Source organism: Acidovorax sp. LjRoot204 (genome assembly GCF_056175785.1).
In genome coordinates this window covers 1-17,929 of record NZ_JBGFFF010000097.1, presented here as the reverse complement: position 1 = coordinate 17,929, position 17,929 = coordinate 1, and the positions used below count along the sequence as shown (strand labels likewise).

The window sequence follows — 17,929 nt, the reverse complement described above, 5'->3', positions numbered from 1 at the left end:
GCGCCGACCTTCATGGCCTGGTCCATCACCTTGCAGATYTTTTCGGCRTGSGYTTCGCTGAGCGCACCGCCAAASACCGTGAAGTCCTGGCTGAACACGAACACSAGGCGGCCATTGATCATGCCGTAGCCTGTCACCACACCGTCGCCGGGGATCTTGTTGTCCTCCATGCCAAAGTCGGTGCAGCGGTGTTCGACGAACATGTCCCATTCCTCGAACGTGCCGTCGTCCAGCAGCAGCTCAATGCGCTCGCGCGCCGTGAGCTTGCCCTTGGCGTGCTGCGCATCAATGCGCTTTTGCCCGCCGCCCAGGCGTGCCAGGGCACGCTTTTTCTCCAGTTGCTCCAGGATGTCTTGCATGGTCGTCCTTTGGTGAATGGGTTGGTGTCTACTATTTATTTGATAGCTGCCAGCGCATGATTGGATTGCGCTAGCAGCAGATTTCGTGCTGCAGTCGATGCCGCAATGCGCCCTGCTGCCACATCGGCCTGCATCTGGGGCAGCAGCTCGCGCACCTGCGGGTGCTGGCGAAAAGCGAGCTTGAGGCCCGCGTCGATGCGCTCCCACATCCAGGACAGCGCCTGCTTCTCGCGCCGCGTGGCCAGGCGGCCGTTGGCGGATTGCAGCTGGCGGAACTGCGTGACGGCTGCCCAGAAGCTGTCCACGCCCTGCCCCAGCAGCGCGCTGATCTGCACGACCTTCGGGTGCCACAGCGTTTCGTCGTGGTGCGCGTTCTCGGGGTTGCCGTGTTGGCTGAGCAGGCGCAGGCTCGACGTGATCTGCGCCTCGGCCCGCGTGGCGGCGTTCTTGTCGATGTCGGCCTTGTTGATGACCACCAGGTCAGCAATCTCCATCACGCCCTTCTTGATGGCCTGCAGGTCGTCGCCCGCGTTGGGCAGCTGCATCAGCACAAACATGTCCGTCATGCCCGCCACCGCGATCTCGCTCTGGCCCACGCCCACGGTTTCGACGATCACCACGTCGTAGCCTGCGGCCTCGCAGACCAGCATGGCTTCGCGGGTCTTCTCTGCGACTCCGCCCAGGGTGCCGCTCGACGGGCTGGGGCGGATGTAGGCCTTTTCATGCACCGACAGGTGTTCCATGCGCGTCTTGTCGCCCAGGATGGAGCCGCCCGAGACGGTGCTGGAGGGGTCGATGGTAAGCACGGCCACGCGGTGGCCCTGGCCGATCAGGTACAGGCCCAAGGCTTCGATGAAGGTGGATTTGCCCACGCCGGGCACGCCGCTGATGCCCAGGCGGAAGGCCTTGCCGGTGTGCGGAAGCAGCTGGGTCAGCAGCTCGTCGGCCTGGGCGCGGTGGTCCACCCGCGTCGATTCGAGCAGCGTGATGGCTTTGGACATGGCCCTGCGTTGCACCGCCGCCGTGCCCTGCACCACCCCGTCAAGAAGCGCCGCAGGCGTCACGCCACCGCCTTGCGAATCTGCTCCAGCACATCCTTGGCGCTGGCTGGAATCGGCGTCCCCGGGCCGTACACGCCCTTGACGCCCGACTCATACARGAARTCGTAGTCCTGCSSSGGAATCACSCCGCCSACGAACACGATGATGTCGTCSGCRCCCTGGTCCTTGAGCGACTGAATGATGGCGGGCACCAGTGTCTTGTGGCCTGCAGCCAGCGTGCTCACGCCCACGGCGTGCACGTCGTTTTCAATGGCCTGGCGGGCACATTCCTCGGGGGTCTGGAACAACGGGCCCATGTCCACGTCAAAGCCCAGGTCAGCAAACGCGGTGGCCACCACCTTGGCGCCCCGGTCATGGCCGTCCTGGCCCAGTTTGGCGATCATCACGCGGGGGCGGCGGCCTTGTTCTTCGGCAAAGGCGTTGATTTCGGTCTTGAGTTTGTCCCAGCCTTCGGCCGAGTCATAGGCAGCTGCGTACACACCGGTCACCTTTTGTGTATCGGCGCGGTGGCGCCCAAAAACCTTCTCCAACGCATCGCTGATCTCGCCCACTGTGGCACGCAGACGCACAGCCTGAATGGACAAATCGAGCAGGTTGCCCTCGCCACTCTCTGCGGCGGCGGTCAGCGCATCCAGTGCTGCCTGCACCTTGGCGGCATCGCGCGTTGCACGGATCTTTTGCAGGCGAGCGATCTGGCCGTCGCGCACCTTCATGTTGTCGATCTGCAGGATGTCAACCGGGTCTTCCTTCGCCAGCTTGTACTTGTTGACGCCCACGATCACGTCCTTGCCMSWGTCGATGCGCGCCTGCTTCTCGGCGGCRGCMGCTTCGATCTTGAGCTTGGCCCAGCCGCTGTCCACSGCCTKGGTCATGCCRCCCATGGCCTCGACYTCYTCGATGATSKYCCAGGCCGCGTCGGCCATGTCCTGSGTSAGCTTYTCCATCATGTAGCTGCCGGCCCAGGGGTCGAYCACGTTSGTGATRTGSGTCTCTTCCTGGATGATGAGCTGCGTGTTGCGCGCRATGCGGGCRCTGAACTCGGTRGGCAGCGCAATSGCTTCGTCAAAGCTGTTGGTGTGCAGGCTYTGGGTGCCGCCRAASACSGCSGCCATGGCCTCGATGGTGGTGCGCACCACGTTGTTGTAGGGGTCCTGCTCGGTGAGGCTCCAGCCCGAGGTCTGGCAGTGCGTGCGCAGCATGAGGCTCTTGGGGTTCTTGGCCCCCGTGGCCTTCATGATGCGGCACCACAGCAGGCGCGCGGCGCGCATCTTGGCGACTTCGAGATAGAAGTTCATGCCAATCGCCCAGAAGAACGACAGGCGCCCGGCGAACTCGTCCACGTCCATGCCCTTGGCGATGGCAGTCTTCACATACTCCTTGCCGTCGGCCAGGGTGAAGGCCAGCTCCAGTGCCTGGTTGGCCCCGGCTTCCTGCATGTGGTAGCCGCTGATCGAGATCGAGTTGAACTTCGGCATGTTCTTGGCCGTGTACTCGATGATGTCGCCAATGATCTTCATCGACGGCTTGGGCGGGTAGATGTAGGTGTTGCGCACCATGAACTCTTTCAGAATGTCGTTCTGAATGGTTCCTGAGAGCTTGTCTTGCGAGACGCCCTGCTCTTCTGCCGCCACCACATAGCCCGCCAGCACGGGCAACACCGCGCCGTTCATGGTCATCGATACGCTGACCTTGTCCAGCGGGATCTGGTCGAACAGGATCTTCATGTCCTCGACCGAGTCGATTGCCACSCCGGCCTTGCCSACRTCGCCSGTCACGCGSGGRTGGTCGCTGTCGTARCCSCGGTGGGTGGCCAGGTCGAASGCCACRCTCACGCCCTGCCCGCCSGCRGCCAGSGCCTTSCGGTAGAAMGCRTTSGATTCYTCGGCGGTCGARAARCCYGCGTACTGGCGGATSGTCCAGGGSCGCACSGCRTACATGGTGGCCTGSGGGCCGCGCAGGTAGGGCTCRAARCCGGGCAGCGTGTTGGCGTACGGCAGGCTGGCCGTGTCTTCGGCGGTGTACAGCGGCTTGACGGTGATGCCATCGGGCGTGACCCAGTTGAGGGCGCTGACATCGCCCTCCGGCGCCGACTTGGCTGCGGCCTTGGCCCAGGCTTCCAGCGAAGACGCGGCGAACTCTGGGGCGTTGTTGGTGGGGTTGTCACTCATGGCAAAAGCTACTCCGAAGATGGCGTTGGGGCGTCCAACACAGCGCACAGGCGGTGACCGCACAGGTGCAGTGGTGTGGCGGCGAGTTTACATCATTCATAATTATTGATTCAAAATATTCCGCCCAGCTTACAATCCACCCCATGTCTGCCCTCACCCTTACTCCCCGCGCGCTCTACGAAGAAGTGGCCGAGCAATTGCGCCAGCGCATCTTCCGCCGCGAACTGGAGCCGGGCAGCTGGATCGACGAGCTCAAGATTGCCGAGGAATTCGGCATCAGCCGCACGCCCCTGCGCGAGGCGCTGAAGGTGCTGGCCGCTGAAGGCCTGGTCACGATGAAGGTGCGCCGTGGCGCCTATGTGACGGAGATGAGCGAAAAAGACCTGCGCGACGTGTACCACCTGCTCAGCCTGCTCGAGAGCGACGCCGCCGGTGTGGTGGCCGAACATGCCACCGAGGCGCAGTTGAAAACGCTGCAGGACCTGCACGCCGAGCTGGAAGCCGCCGTGGCTGATCGCGAAAAATTCTTCGCCGTCAACGAACGCTTTCACATGCACCTGCTGGAGATGGCCGACAACCGCTGGCGCAGCCAGATGGTGGCSGAYCTGCGCAAGGTGATGAAGCTCAACCGCCACAACTCGCTGTTCAAGCAAGGTCGTATTGAAGATTCGCTGGGCGAGCATCGCGCCATCCTGGCCGCGATGGTGGCGCGTGACGCCAAGGCCACGGTCAAGGCTATGCAGGCGCACTTTGCGCAGGGGCTGGAAGCGGCGACCTGATTCTTGGCACCGGAACAGGCTGGTAACCAGACACCGGACCCAGTGGGCATCGGGCTCGATCGGGCCTTCAGAGAGCGACTTCCACCCGGTTACGCCCTGCCGCCTTGGCCGCATAAAGCGCCTCATCTGCGCGGCGCAGCAAGCCATCAAAGTGAGCGTCGTCAGCGCGAAGCACCGCCAAGCCTATCGACACCGTCAACGGCAACACCAGGTCACCCGCCGTGAACGGCGCCTGGGCGACGGCCTGGCGCAACCGCTCGCCAGCGGCAGGGGCGCCGTGCAGCTGCAGGTTGTCGAACAGCACCACAAACTCTTCCCCACCTTGCCGAGCCGGCAACTCGGCCCCCCGGCAGGCCGACCGCAGCCGCATCGCCACATGCTTGAGGGCCACATCGCCCATCTCGTGGCCGTGCTCGTCGTTGATGCGCTTGAAGTGGTCTATATCCACAATCGCCAGCCCGAACCCGCCGGACGCCGGACTGGTGCGGGCCTGCTCAAAACGCTGCAGCCCCATCTCCACCAGCGTGCGGCGGTTGGGCAGGCCGGTCAGGTAGTCGGTGGACGCTGCGCGCTCCCACTGGCGGCGGATGCGCTCCGAGCACATCAGCAAGAACGCTGTGGTGCCAATCACGGGCAAAGTGGCGGCCACCATAGGGGTGGCAATGTTCATCCAGGCTCCCGCCCCCAGCACATTGAAGGCCGGGTTCACACCCATCAACACGAAGTAGCCCGCACGGAACAGCACAAACAAGGCAACGGCCGTGAACAGGCCAGCCATCACGCGTCGGCTGCGGGCGCCGTCGCGGCGCTCCTGCGAAACCAGCACCACAATGCAGTGCACCATCAGCACCGACCAGACCACCGACACGGTCAGAATGCGCCCGCCCACGTCAGCCGTACCCAAGGTCAGCCAGAACACGGCCGCCGTGCCAAGAGCGGCGGGCACCATGATCCACAGCTTGTCCTTGAGGCCATAAAACTGCCGCAATGCACGCAGATAACCCGTGAAGCCGAACATCACCAGCGCATTGGCCAGGGCCAGGGTGTAGGCGGGCGGGTTCAGCCCCTGCGCGGCAAACAGGATAGAGCCACCGGCAAACAGCAGTGTGGCAACGCGCCAGCTGGCCGCAGCGGGCCGCATGGGCAACGGCAAGTCCTTGTGCATCAGGCCCAGAACCCCACCGTTTGCCAGCATCATGAGGGTGGCAATGAAAAAAATGGTGACAGGGTCCATGGGGTTTGCTGGTGCGGCGTTCGCGTGGCTATGGAATGGCGCGTATTGTGCCCATGGTGCCTGCAGCCCTCGACGCGCCATGTGGCGGCCGCACGCAGTGCCCGCCTCGGCATTCCATCTTTAGGAATGCACCATTTCTCACAAAGCACGCCACCGGATGGGTGCCGCAAGCTCCTGTGCTGGCTATCATCTTCGGGTTTGCCCTGATCAGGGCCCAGAATCTCCCAGTGAGGCGCTCCGGCATGCGGACGCCCCACTGAAGTCCCTCAGCGGGCACCATGCACCAGTCAGATGACCTCAGCCACCGCCCCCACCCGAATTTCCGACGTTCACACGCTGCCCCAACTACTGGCTTACCGGGTCGGCCAAACTCCCCAGGCCGACGCCTTTCGCGCATATGACACGAACCGCAAGGCTTGGCAAAGCCTGACGTGGGCGCAGACCGCAGAGCGCGTGAAAGCCTGGGCCCAGGCCCTCGCCGCCATGCAGCTGCCGCCTGCGGCCCGCGTGGCCATCTTGCTGCCCAACGGCCTCAATGCCATGTGCGCAGACCAGGCCACGCTGGCCGTCGGCGGCGTGCCTGTGCCTCTGCACGCCATCGACAACCCCGGCAGCATCGCCTACATCCTGGCGGACTGCGAGGCATCGATGCTGATCGTGAGCCAGGCCGAGCAATGGGAAAAGATCCGCGCCGTGGGCACGCCCTTCCCGGCCCTGCGCGCCGTGGTGATCACTGATGACGACGACGCGTTCAAGGCCACCCCGGCGTCGGGCGACAGCCCGGCCGTGGGCTCGCTCGCGCAATGGCTGACGGGTGCGGCACAAACGGACGCGTCCACCGCGGCCACAGGCCCGCAGGCCGATGACCTGGCGGCCATCGTCTACACCTCCGGCACCACCGGCAAACCCAAGGGCGTGATGCTGACCCACCGCAACGTGGTCAGCGACGTGAAGGCCGTGCTGGAGCGCATTGCACCCACAGTGGACGACGTGTTCCTGTCGTTCCTGCCTCTGTCGCACACCTTTGAGCGCACGGGCGGCTACTACCTGCCGATTGCGGCGGGCAGTTGCGTGGCCTATGCCCGCTCGGTGGCCCAGCTGGCGGAAGACCTGAAAACCATACGCCCCACCGTGCTGGTGTCGGTGCCGCGCATCTACGAGCGCATCCACGCCAAGCTGCTCGAAAAACTCTCGCCCACGCCCTGGAAGATGCAGCTGTACGAAGCCGCGCAGAACAAGGGTTGGACCCGGTTTTGTGCAGCCCAAGGGCTGGCTGCCCCCACACCGGACGCCAGCAGTCAGGCCGCAGGCTGGATGGCCGCCCTGCCCTGGCCGGTGCTGCAGGCCCTGGTGGCCAAGCCTTTGCTGGCCCAGTTTGGCGGCCGCGTGCGCGTGGCGGTGAGCGGCGGCGCGCCGCTGTCGCCCACCATTGCCAAGTGTTTTCTGGGCCTGGGGCTGCCGCTGATCCAGGGCTACGGTATGACCGAGACCGCACCGGTGGTGTCGGTCAACGCACTGGACGACAACGACCCCGCCTGCGTAGGCAAGGCCATGCCCGGCGTGGAAGTGCGTATTGGAGACAACCGCGAGCTGCAGGTGCGCGGCCCCATCGTGATGAAGGGCTACTGGAAGCGCCCCGAAGACACCGCACGCATCCTGAGCACCGACGGCTGGCTGGGCACCGGCGACCAGGCCGACATCGTGAATGGCCGCATCTACATCAAGGGCCGCATCAAGGAAATCATCGTCACATCCACCGGCGAAAAGATCCCGCCGGGCGACCTGGAACTGGCCCTGCTGGCCGACCCGCTGCTGGAGCAGGCGTTTGTGGTGGGCGAAAACCGCCCCTTCATCGCCTGTGTGGCCGTGCTGAACCCGGGCGAGTGGCAGCGCCTGGCCGCTGACCTGGGCCTGAACCCCCAGGCCGCCGACAGCCTGAACGACCCCAGCGTGCACCGTGCTGTGCTGGCGCGCATCGAAAAGAACACCGCCAGCTTTGCCCGCTATGCCGTGCCGCGCACGGTGCACCTGACGCTCACGCCTTGGACGATTGAAAACACCTTCATGACGCCCACGCTCAAGCTCAAGCGCAACAACCTGATGGCGCACTTTGCCGAAGCCATTGAGGGCATGTACCAGAAGCCGGGGCGCTGAGCCTCGGCTTGCTTCTTACAACACCAACTCGCCCTCCCGGGCGTAGGCGGAACCAAAGCGGTTGGCCAGAAAGTCCGCAAGCGCCACGGACTCCTGCCCGACAAAGCCCTGCTGCGGCAACTTGCCTTGCGACACCAGGTCCAGCGCCGTGCAGATGCCTGCGGCCGTGGTGAGCTGGATGGCGCTCAGCGTATGCCCAGCCACTTGCGTGCCCACGATACGGGCCGAGTACGAGTCCTGCACCAGCCGCCCGCCCTTGAGGCCTGATGCGGTGGCAAACACCACGATCACGTCCTGGTCCGTGGTGGGGATGGCGGTTTCCAGAATGTCCTTGAGCAGATCGCGCCGGTCCCGCAGGCGCAGGTCATTGAGCAGCAGCTTGAGGATGGCGTTGTGGCCCGGGTAGCGGATGGACTGGTAGTCCACCTGCCGCGCCTTGCCCGCCAACGTTTCTGTCAGCGTGCCCAGGCCACCCGAGGTGTTGAAGGCCTCGTACTCCACGCCGTCCAGCGCAAAGGTTTCCAGCCCCTCCAGCGCGGGCACCGTGGTGCGCACGCCGTCCACAATGGCTTCGCAGGGGTTGCAGTACTCGTTGATGAGCCCCTCGGTGCTCCAGGTCAGGTTGTAGCGCAGGGCACCCTGTGGGTAGCGGGGCAGCGCCCCCACGCGCATGCGCAGCGAGTGCAGCGTGTCAAAACGCCGGGCCAGGTCATTGCCCACGATGCCGATGAAGCCCGGGGCGAGGCCACATTGCGGCATGAACACGCTGTGGGCCTTGGCGGCCAGGGCGCGGATGGCCTGGGTGCTGGCCACGTCCTCGGTCAGGTCAAAGTAATGCACGCCTGCGCGTGCACACGACGTGGCCACGGGCACGGCACGGTGGAACGGCAATGCGTTCAGCACGGCGAAGCGGCCGTCGATGGCGGCCTGCAGGCTCGCGTCGTCTGTGGCCAATCGGGTGCAAATACCCAAAGTTGCCACCTCGGCCAGCCGCACCGGGTCGCGGTCCACCACCAGGATGTCGTAGTCGCCGGACTGTTGCAGGAGCAGTGCCATGGCGAAGCCGATGTGGCCCGCCCCCAGTATGGTGATGGGGCGGCGGGAGGTGGAGTGCGAGGAAATGTCGAAGGTGGTCATGGCAGTGCTCCCGGTAGTGCTCGCCGCACATGGCGGAGAGGTGTTGTGAATGCCTTGATGCTAGGCAACAGCGCTGTCAATGTGTAGCGCTCAAAACGTCGAAAGCTGTTCTTTGATTTGCCATAACGGCGAATATGATGGGCGTTATGACTTTTTGAGGAAATGCGCATGACCCAGTCCCTGGATGACACCGACCGGCAACTGCTCAGCCTGCTGCAGGCCAATGCGCGCGAGSGCACGGCCACGCTGGCGCGCAAGCTCGGCCTGGCCCGCACGACCGTGGTGGCGCGCATCGCGCGGCTGGAGCGTTCGGGTGTGGTGGCTGGCTACGGGGTGCGGCTGGGTACGCGGCTAGACGCCACCACCGTGCGGGCCTGGTGCAGCATCAGCGTGCTGCCCAAGGCAGCGCCCGCCGTGCTGCGCGCGCTGGAGGCCATGGCCGAGGTCGAAGAGGTGTCGGCCGTGAGCGGGCCGTTTGACTACTTGGTGTTCTTGCGCTGCGCCAGCCACGAGCAGCTCGACACCCTGCTCGACAAGGTCGGCCAGCTGGAGGGCGTGCACCAGACGCAGACCAGCATCGTGCTCAGCCGCAAAATCGACCGACGACAGGTAGGGTGACATCCCCCTGAGCGGCTTACGCCGCTTCCCCCTTCTCTCGACTCGCTGCGCGATTCGGGACGGGGGACGCTGCCAGCGCGGCGCGGCGCCCCTTCATCGGCAGCCCTGGCGTACGCTGCGCCAATAGCCACCAGCGCGCTCAAAATCAAGCGCTAAATGCTATGGATACTGAAGCTACCAGCGCTTATCTATCAAGCGATAGTGGCTATTTTTACAACCAGTGAATCACGCCTCGAACTGCGTCGGGTTCTTGCCCCGGATCGGCGCATAAAACGCCTTGATGCGCGCCATGTCACGATCCACATCGCCCGTGGGCTCGAACACCGGGCCCAGGCCGCCGACCTTGCGGCCATAGTCCACAAAGGCGAGCACGATGGGCACGCCCGCCTGCCGGGCGATGAAGTAAAAGCCTGTCTTCCAGTGCCGCGTCTTGCCCCGCGTGCCCTCGGGCGGCACGATGAGCTGCATGGGACCGTCGGCATCGCGCATGGCCTGGGCCGAGTTGGCGACCAGGTTGTTGGCCTGGCTGCGGTCCACCGGGATGCCCCCCAGCCAGCGCATCACCCCGCCAAACGGCGCCTTGAACAGGCTGTGCTTGCCCATCCAGTACACGCGCAGGCGCAGCGAGAACGCCAGCATCAGCGTGTACGGCAAGTCCCAGTTGCTGGTGTGGGGTGCGGCGATCAGCACGCTTTTGGCAGCATGGGCTGGCAAGGCGCCCTCGACCTTCCAGCCGGTGATGCGCAGGGTGAAGCGGGAAAAAGCGCGCAGGAGCGTGTTGACAACCGGTGTGTCAAAAATGGTGTGGTGCATGGGAAAAGGGGTGACAGAACGGAGCCCGGGGCGCTGAAACAGGCAGTGGGCGCTTGGCTCCACAGGCATCGAGAGCGCCGCGAGTATCGCTGATCGTGCCAATGTCCCACCTTGACGCAAGGCAAAGTGGAGCCGCCGCCGCTTGCATGCGCCCCTGCAGATTACTCCCAATTTCATAGCGCTCAGGGCAAACATCACTAGCGCTACCAGCCATTTTTGCTCCAATTTCCGGAGTAAAGGCGCCATGCCAAATAAAACTGGCGTTGGATCTCCACCGGTCCAGAATGCACCACCAGCAGGTCCGCGTTGTCGCTGCCGCCCCATGCTGCCAACCCTATTGCCCACCACCCCGCCCTACCGCGACCGCAAGCGGTACGCATGGCTGCTGTCCCTGGTGGTGCCCTGCACCGTGGGCGTAGGCCCGGCACTGATGGCATGGACCGGCGAACCGCTGGTGCTGTGGGCGCCGGTGGCGTTTTTCTACCTCGTCGCCCCGTTGCTCGACGGGATGCTGGGCGTGGACCAGAGCAACCCGCCTGAATCCGCCGTGCCTGCGCTGGAAAACGACCGCTACTACCGCCGCATCACCTTCCTGCTGGTGCCGGTGCTGTGGGCGGCCTTCATCTTCAGCGCCTGGTGGGTGGCCACGCAGCCCCTGCCCTGGCATGGCGTGCTGGCGATGGTGCTGACCACGGGCACGGTGGGCGGGTTCTGCATCAATCTGGGGCATGAGCTGGGCCACAAGAACACGGCGCTGGAGCGCTGGCTGGCCAAGCTGGTGCTGGCACCCACGGCCTATGGGCATTTCTTCATCGAACACAACTGCGGCCACCACCGCGATGTGGCCACACCGGCCGACCCGGCTTCGTCGCGCATGGGCGAGTCCATCTACCGCTTTGTGCTGCGCGAGATGCCCGGCGCCGCACGCCGCGCCTGGGCGCTGGAAAAAGACCGCCTGGCCCGCCAGCACCTGCCGCTGCTGTCGTGGCACAACGAGATCCTGCAGCCCGCGCTCATCACGGCGCTGCTGTGGGCAGGGCTGGCGCTGTGGCTGGGCGTGGTCGTCCTGCCGTTTTTGCTGCTGGCATCGTTCTGGGCCAACTTTCAGCTCACCTCGGCCAACTATGTCGAGCACTACGGGCTGCTGCGGCAAAAGGACGCCAGCGGCCGCTACGAACCCTGCCGCCCCCAGCATTCATGGAACAGCAACCACGTATTCTCCAACTGGGCCCTGTTCCATCTGCAGCGGCACTCCGACCACCACGCGCACCCGCTGCGCCGCTACCAGTCTCTGCGGCACTTTGACGATGTGCCGCAGCTGCCCATCGGCTACTTCGGCATGTTCACGCTGGCCTATGTGCCGCCCCTATGGCGCCGCGTGATGGACCCGCGCCTGCTGGCCCAGGTGGGGCGCGACGCCGCCCACATCAACATCGACCCGCGCCAGCGGGCCGCGATCGTGCGGAAATACGGGTTGCAGGACCTGGGATAGAACGAGTGTGGATGCGCTGGCGACTGGGCACGGGCACCCTGCGGACCGACACCCGCCACCTCCAGCACTCCTCTATTGATAGCACCCGGAACAATCGGCACTAGCACCTGCGACCGTTCTGACCCAAAACCCTCCGCTGGCGCCCCTCACGCAGCCAGTGGGATAATGCGGGTTTCGCACCTGCAGCCCCGCAGCGCCCCCGACCAGAGGGGCGTTCTGCTGCAGAACATTCCCCTCCCCGCCTTCGCTGTTTGCCCGTGGAAACCACCCTGAGCCCCTGGCGCATGTCCGTCGCCCCCATGATGGACTGGACTGACCGCCACTGCCGTTACTTTCACCGGCTGCTGACCCGCCAGACCCTGCTGTACACCGAGATGGTGAACGCGGGCGGCATCCTGTATGGCGGCACCGAGCGCCACCTGCGCTTCAACGCCGAAGAGCACCCCGTAGCCCTGCAGCTGGGCGGCAACGAGCCCGACAAGCTCGCCCAGGCCGCCAGGCTAGGTGAGGAATGGGGCTACGACGAAATCAACCTGAACTGCGGTTGCCCCAGCGACCGCGTACAGCGCGGTGCCTTTGGCGCCAGCCTGATGAAGGCCCCCCAGCTGGTGGCCGACGGCGTCAAGGCCATGAAGGACGTGGTCAGCGTGCCCGTCACCGTCAAGCACCGCATCGGCATCGACAAGGTGGAGGACTACGGCTTCGTGCGCGACTTCGTCGGCACGGTGGCCGAGGCCGGGTGCACCGTGTTCATCGTGCATGCGCGCAACGCGTGGCTGCAGGGCCTCTCCCCCAAGGAAAACCGCGACATCCCGCCGCTGCGCTACGAGGTGGTCCACCGCCTCAAGGCCGAGTTTCCGCAGTTCACCATCGCCATCAACGGCGGTATCACCGCCGACGCGGTGGTGCAGGAGCAGCTGCAACACCTGGACGGCGTGATGATCGGCCGCGAGGCGTACCACAACCCCTGGTGGCTGGCGCGCTGGGACCAGCTCTACTACGGCGGCGCCCCCTGCCCCCTGACCCGAGAGGAAGTGGAGCTGGCGATGGTGGAATACATGGAGCGCGAGGCCGCACAGCACGGCACCCCCTGGCCCCACATCGCCCGCCACATGCTGGGCCTGCGCCACAGCCTGCCCGGCGCCCGCATCTGGCGTCAGGTGTGGAGCAACCATCTGCTCAAGGACCGCCCCGCGCGGGAAGTGCATGCGCTGGCGATGCACGCCTATGCCAGTGGAGCGTCCGAGCCCAGCGCTGAGCCCGCAACACTGGACTCCGTGACTACTTAGTCAGCCGCCCCACCCAGGCCGCCAGCGGCTCGGGCCGCCCGAAGAGGTAGCCCTGCAGGCACTCGCACTGGCTTTCGACCAGAAAGTCGGCCTGTGCGCGTGTCTCCACCCCCTCGGCCACCACGCGCAGGTTGAGATGGCGGGCCACCGAGATGATGGACTGCACGATGGCCGTGTCATTGGGGTCGTCGGGCGTGTCGTCCACAAAGCTCTTGTCGATCTTGAGCTCGTAGAGCGGGAGCCGCTTGAGGTAGGCCAGGCTCGAATAGCCGGTGCCAAAGTCGTCGATGGAGAAACGCACGCCCAACTGCACGATCTCGGTCATGCGGGCGATGGTGTCGTCCAGGTCTTCGATGAGCAGGCTTTCGGTCACCTCCAGGATCAGGTGGGCCGGGTTGGCGCCAGTGTGGGCCAAGATGTGGCGCACGCGCTCCACAAAGTCGTCCTGGCGGAACTGCCGCTCGCTCACGTTGACGGACAGCGACAGCGCGTGCCCCGCCACCTGCAAGCGTGCCAGGGTCTCACAGGCCTGCTGGATCATCCAGTCGCCCATGCGCAGGATGAGGCCCGAGGCCTCGGCGATGGGGATGAAGCGGCTGGGCGGGACATTGCCGCGCACGGGGTGGTCCCAGCGCATCAGCAGCTCGCCGCCCACGACGTTGCCCGCAGCGTCCACCTGGTTTTGCACAAAGGCGGCCAACTGGCCCAGGGTCTGCGCTTTTTTCAGGTCCTGCTCCAGCGCCAGGCGCTCCTGCACGTCGGCCTGCATCGCGGCTTCGTAAAAGCGGATGCGGTTGCGACCCAGGTCCTTGGCGCGGTACATGGCCGTGTCGGCCTCCCGCAGAAGGTCTTCCACACCCTCGCCCCGCTTGGGGAAGAGCGTGATGCCGATGCTGCCGGTGGTGCTGTAGAGGTGGGTGTCGATGGTGTAAGGCGCTTCCAGTGCGGCGCGCATTTCTTCGGCCACCAGCAGCGCAGCGCGCCCGGCGGACTCCATGTCCGACGCCACGTTGTGCACCAGCACCACAAACTCGTCCCCACCCAGGCGCGCCACGGTGTCGCCCGGGCGTTGCAGCTGCGTGAGCCGCTGGGCCACCTGCATGAGCAGCATGTCGCCCACCGTGTGGCCTCGTGCATCGTTGATCTGCTTGAAGTTGTCCAGGTCGATGTAGAGCACCGCCCCCACCTGCGCGGCCTTCAGAGCGTTGGCCAGTGCGTGTTCCATGCGGTCCAGCAGCATGCGCCGGTTGGGCAGGCCGGTGAGCGCGTCAAAGTATGCCAGCTGGTGCGACCGCGCCTCGGCCTGCTTGCGTTCGGTGATGTCGCGCGACAGCGCGATGAACCGAGGTTCGTCGCCCAGGGCGGCGCTCTCCTTGCGCGCAATCGACAACTCAAACCAGTGGGTCACCCCGCCCAGCTCCAGCCGGAACTGGTGGCCTGACGAGTACCCGGTCTGGTGGGCCGCTTGCAGCGCCGCATGGCAGCCGGCAGCGGCTTCGGGGGGGACCACATCGCGCAGCAGGCGGCCCAGAAACATCTCTGGCGGCACAGCCAACTCTCCCGATCGTGCCGACCGGTAGTGGTGGATACAGCCGTCCAGCCCCAGTTCGAACAACAAATCAGGAATGGCGCTGAGCGTGCTCTCCAAGTCATCCCGGGTGGCGCGCAGTTCGGCTGTCATGTCGCGCGCCAGTGCCACCGCACGCTCGCGCCCCGTGGAGAGCAGCCAGGTGAACCACGCAAGGATCAGGCTCAGCACCGTGCCCAAAAGCGCCACCGGGTGGTGTCCATCGTCCTGAAAGCGCTGCGCAAAGCCCGGTAGTGGGGCCATGTGCAAGGTCCAGCGGCGCCCGCCCAGCTCCAGCTCGCGCCGCGCTTGCAACGCCGGGGCGCCAGCGCCTTGGGCCGGTGTCTTCAGGTTGCTGAACAGCAGCGCGCCCGCTCCGGCACCGGCATCTCCTGGTCCGGTGCCGGGGGATGCCGCACCCGCGTCCGGGGTGCTGTCGGTGATCTGCAGGCCGATGTCCGCGTCAAACTCCCGGGACATGCCATGGATCACGTCCTCCATGCGAAACGGTGCGGACACCCACCCCGCCAAGCCTTGGCGCCGCCCTTCCACCGCACTGTTGTCAGCGTCGGCGCGGTACAGGGGCATGTACATCACCAGCCCAGGGGCAGCGTTTTGCATCAGGGTCAGTCGCCCGGACAAGGCCAGCGCTCCGGTGTCACGGGCCCGGTCCAGCGCCTCCTTGGCGGGGGGAATGGTCAACACATCCAGTCCCAGCGCCTTGAGGTTGGGCCCCTCCAGCGGCTCGATGTGGGTGATGGGTGCCAGCCACTCGCGCTCGCCGGGTGGGCGCACCGCGTACTGGTCAAAACCGCGCTGGCGCATGTCCTCCAGATGGGCAGCGAGCGCCTTGCCAGGAAACTGCAAAATCAGCGACACCCCCTGCAGCCCGGGACGGGTTGCCTGCAGCTGCAGCGCGCTCACATAGGCCTGAAACTCCTCCCGGTCGATGCGCTCCGAGCCCTCAAAGTAGCCCTTGACGCCGCGCAACACCACCTCGTAGGTCGCCATGCGGTCCTTGAGGTTGTAAGCAATCTGGTCGGCCGCCACCTCAAAGTTCTGCTCGCGCTTGGTCCTTGTGTTCTTTTCTTCGCTCTGCCAGTACAGGAAGGTCAGCCCCAGGGTCAGCAGCGCGATCAGTGGGGGCAGCACCACGGGCAACCAGCGGTGGCTGCTGGTGCCCGCAACCCCTTCAGACCCCCATGCCGCCTGCCCTGGCGCGGCGAGGTCATCGTTGTCAGGGGCTGGGTGGGGTGTCATGGTGGATGGTGTGACTTCGATGCACCTGCATCGTGCACCGGCGGTGCTGCCCCATTATGAGCATCTGTCCTGCGCCGAAAAGGGGCATTTGCGCGCAAACTGCACAGGCCGGGTCCCTGCATGCCGTTTATGCTCGCACCCGCTGGGCCAAGGGCTATGCGCCCGCACCCACTTCCCGTATCAACCCTGGCAATACCCACCACAAAGGCCTGGCATGGCATCGCTCGATTTCGACCTGGAGGAATCCCAATTTCGCAGCTGGTACACCGCGCAGGCGGTTGCGCTGGAAGACGCCTGTGCAGCGCTGACCGCGCGGGTGGCGGCGGTGGTGACCCAGGCGGGCGGCGTGGACATCACCAAGGTGGAGGGCCGCGTGAAGGATGTGGACGAATGCGTGCGCAAGTTCGTGCGCAAATACCGTCCGGCGCTGGAAGAGAGCAACACCCCCTACGACATAGAGGCTTACATCACCGACCTGATTGGCGTGCGGGTGGTGTGCCTGTATGAAGACGAGCTGGAGAAGATTGCCCAGATCGTGCGCGCCCATTTCGCGGTGATCGACGTGACCGACAAGGTCTCGGCGGTGGAAAGCACCGAGGCGTCCTTTGGCTACAAAGGGCTGCACCTGGACCTGCGGCTGAGCGTGGCCGAACGCGACCTGCCGGAGCACGCGGCCTATGCCGAGTGGCCCTTCGAGCTGCAGGTGCGCACCATCATCCAGGACTCGTGGAGCGTGYTGGACCACAAGATCAAGTACAAAAAATCCATCCCGGGCCAGCTCAAGCGGCGCATCAACGTGCTGTCCGCCCTGTTCGAGCTGGCCGACCGCGAGTTCCGCCAGATCCGCGATGCCACGGCGGCCGAGCTGCTGCAGGCCCCCGACGAAACCGCCGAACCCGCAACCGATGTCGCCGCCGATTTGCAGGCGCCCACCCGCGCAGCCGCCACCAGCAGCGAACTGAACGCGTTCACGTTCTTGAAGATCGCCACGCATTTTTTCAAGGACTTCGAATTCGAGCCGTCCAAGGTCGATGGGTTTGTGGATGACATCCAGGCCTGGTCAGCCGGCATGACACGTGCGCGCTTCAACAGTCTCATGCGCGAGACGATCGGAGTGGTCAAACGCTACAAGCAGCACTTTGAAGAGCAAAACCCGCAGGGCAGCTTCAACCCGTACACCGTGATCCGGCACTGCCTGTATCTGAGTAACAAGACGGCGTTCCGCCCCGCACTGCGCAACTCGGCCCGCGAGTCGTTCGAGGCCTGGCTGAGCGACAACGCGGAGCCCAAAGTGCAGGGTTGAGGCAAAAATCGGCACAAGTGCTAGTGCTAATTGCCTGAGTTGCTATCATTTTTGATAGCTTCGCAGCCTTCATCGCCGAACCGGCGCACCGCCCCCGGGGCCACGCCAATTTGTCGCATAGGCGACTGGACATTGGTGGTTTTACTCCATGCGCTTGTTACCAAGTGCTGCTATATTGCACTGCAACAAAACGGAGTTTCGCCCCATGCTGTACCACCTCTACGAAACCCAGCGCTCCTTGATGGAGCCCTTCACAGATTTTGCGCAGGCGGCTTCCAAGTTGTTCAGCAACCCCGTCTCGCCGCTGAGCCAGACCTCGGCAGCACAGCGCATGGCTGCCGGTTACGACCTGCTCTACCGCCTGGGCAAGGACTACGAAAAGCCCGCCTTCGACATCCACACGGTCGACGTGGACGGCATCGGCGTCGCTATCCATGAACGCATTGAGGTCGACAAGCCSTTYTGCGAGCTGCGCCGCTTCAAGCGCTTTTCGGACGACCCTGCCACGCTGACCAAGCTCAAGRGCCAGCCCGTGGTGCTGATCGTGGCRCCGCTGTCGGGCCACTACGCCACGCTGCTGCGCGACACCGTGCGCACCATGCTCAAGGACCACAAGGTCTACATCACCGACTGGAAGAATGCCCGCCTGGTGCCGCTGTCGGAGGGGGAATTCCACCTCGACGACTACGTCAACT

At 65.0% G+C, this 17,929-nt stretch carries 13 protein-coding genes and 1 pseudogene; 7 read left to right on the top strand and 7 right to left on the bottom strand.

Features of this window, described 5'->3' with window-relative positions; genetic code table 11:
• The 3 genes from AC04MI_RS16680 to scpA all read right to left on the bottom strand — a co-directional run.
• The coding region (locus AC04MI_RS16680; RefSeq protein ID WP_476498202.1) for a carboxyl transferase domain-containing protein at positions 1–359 on the bottom strand (359 nt) is incomplete at its 3' end.
• A gap of 35 nt (positions 360–394) precedes the next feature.
• Complete coding sequence (gene meaB / locus AC04MI_RS16675) at positions 395–1,423, bottom strand: methylmalonyl Co-A mutase-associated GTPase MeaB (protein ID WP_056062683.1); 1,029 nt, start codon at positions 1,421–1,423, stop codon at positions 395–397.
• A complete protein-coding gene (scpA, locus tag AC04MI_RS16670; RefSeq protein ID WP_476498201.1) occupies positions 1,420–3,588 on the bottom strand; it encodes a methylmalonyl-CoA mutase in 2,169 nt (722 codons plus the stop codon). Before scpA ends, meaB begins: the two co-directional genes overlap by 4 nt.
• A gap of 143 nt (positions 3,589–3,731) precedes the next feature.
• Between scpA and AC04MI_RS16665 the strand changes: the two genes are divergently transcribed.
• Positions 3,732–4,367, top strand: a complete 636-nt coding sequence (locus tag AC04MI_RS16665; protein WP_056744916.1) for a GntR family transcriptional regulator — start codon at positions 3,732–3,734, stop codon at positions 4,365–4,367.
• A gap of 67 nt (positions 4,368–4,434) precedes the next feature.
• Here the strand turns inward: AC04MI_RS16665 and AC04MI_RS16660 are convergent, their stop codons facing one another.
• The gene (locus tag AC04MI_RS16660) at positions 4,435–5,601 is read right to left on the bottom strand and encodes a GGDEF domain-containing protein (RefSeq protein ID WP_260667599.1); all 1,167 of its coding nucleotides are present in this window, start codon (positions 5,599–5,601) and stop codon (positions 4,435–4,437) included.
• 291 nt (positions 5,602–5,892) lie between these two features.
• On the opposite strand from AC04MI_RS16660, the gene AC04MI_RS16655 reads away from it, so the two are divergent.
• Positions 5,893–7,755: an AMP-dependent synthetase/ligase gene (locus AC04MI_RS16655; RefSeq protein ID WP_436077337.1), complete on the top strand. Its 1,863-nt coding sequence runs from the start codon at positions 5,893–5,895 to the stop codon at positions 7,753–7,755.
• A gap of 15 nt (positions 7,756–7,770) precedes the next feature.
• On the opposite strand, the gene AC04MI_RS16650 is transcribed toward AC04MI_RS16655, so the two are convergent.
• Complete coding sequence (locus AC04MI_RS16650; protein ID WP_436077338.1) at positions 7,771–8,892, bottom strand: saccharopine dehydrogenase family protein; 1,122 nt, start codon at positions 8,890–8,892, stop codon at positions 7,771–7,773.
• 168 nt (positions 8,893–9,060) lie between these two features.
• On the opposite strand from AC04MI_RS16650, the gene AC04MI_RS16645 reads away from it, so the two are divergent.
• Positions 9,061–9,510: an Lrp/AsnC family transcriptional regulator gene (locus AC04MI_RS16645; RefSeq protein WP_476498200.1), complete on the top strand. Its 450-nt coding sequence runs from the start codon at positions 9,061–9,063 to the stop codon at positions 9,508–9,510.
• A gap of 225 nt (positions 9,511–9,735) precedes the next feature.
• Here the strand turns inward: AC04MI_RS16645 and AC04MI_RS16640 are convergent, their stop codons facing one another.
• On the bottom strand, positions 9,736–10,323 hold the full coding sequence (locus AC04MI_RS16640) for a lysophospholipid acyltransferase family protein (protein WP_436077340.1): 588 nt from the start codon (positions 10,321–10,323) through the stop codon (positions 9,736–9,738).
• A 322-nt stretch (positions 10,324–10,645) separates the two neighbouring features.
• Here AC04MI_RS16640 and AC04MI_RS16635 point away from each other — a divergent pair, with 322 nt between their 5' ends.
• Positions 10,646–11,815 carry an alkane 1-monooxygenase gene (locus tag AC04MI_RS16635; protein ID WP_436077341.1) on the top strand — a complete coding sequence of 390 codons (1,170 nt, stop codon included), beginning with the start codon at positions 10,646–10,648 and terminating at the stop codon, positions 11,813–11,815.
• A 284-nt stretch (positions 11,816–12,099) separates the two neighbouring features.
• Entirely contained in the window at positions 12,100–13,104 is a 1,005-nt protein-coding gene (gene dusA, locus AC04MI_RS16630; protein ID WP_436077404.1) for a tRNA dihydrouridine(20/20a) synthase DusA, read from the top strand.
• On the opposite strand, the gene AC04MI_RS16625 is transcribed toward dusA, so the two are convergent.
• Entirely contained in the window at positions 13,097–15,931 is a 2,835-nt protein-coding gene (locus AC04MI_RS16625) for a bifunctional diguanylate cyclase/phosphodiesterase (RefSeq protein ID WP_436077405.1), read from the bottom strand. The two genes, dusA and AC04MI_RS16625, sit on opposite strands and share 8 nt — an antisense overlap.
• A 214-nt stretch (positions 15,932–16,145) precedes the next feature.
• Between AC04MI_RS16625 and AC04MI_RS16620 the strand changes: the two genes are divergently transcribed.
• Positions 16,146–17,234 carry a GTP pyrophosphokinase gene (locus AC04MI_RS16620; RefSeq protein WP_436077406.1) on the top strand — a complete coding sequence of 363 codons (1,089 nt, stop codon included), beginning with the start codon at positions 16,146–16,148 and terminating at the stop codon, positions 17,232–17,234.
• Between the two features lie 205 nt (positions 17,235–17,439).
• Positions 17,440–17,929 (top strand): annotated as a pseudogene (locus tag AC04MI_RS16615) (polyhydroxyalkanoate depolymerase); the annotation flags it as partial.